At 72.2% G+C, this 259-nt stretch carries 1 protein-coding gene; it reads right to left on the reverse strand.

Features of this window, described 5'->3' with window-relative positions:
* Positions 1–259 (reverse strand): zeta toxin family protein (locus tag ACSNOK_RS34925; protein WP_436784722.1); only part of this gene is annotated, 259 nt, incomplete at both ends.

Raw genomic sequence — 259 nt, forward strand, 5'->3', positions numbered from 1 at the left:
GCACCGTGCTGTCGCGCCGCACGACGGTGATGCGGTCGGCCAGCTGCTCGGTCTCGATGACCGCCAGGGTCTGGAGCATCTGCTGGGCGCAGGCGTCGTGGTTCTCCCACGACACGTACCGGCCGCCGCCGGTGATCGCTTCGGACAGGAAGCGGTCCACAAGGCCGAGCTGGCTCCACGCCTCCGGCGTCGCCACGGCCACCACCTCGACCCGGTGGCCTGCCCGCCGGTACGCGGACGACGACGTGCGCCACTCCTC

This window comes from Streptomyces sp. URMC 126 (genome assembly GCF_051386555.1).
Taxonomy (GTDB): Bacteria; Actinomycetota; Actinomycetes; order Streptomycetales; family Streptomycetaceae; genus Streptomyces.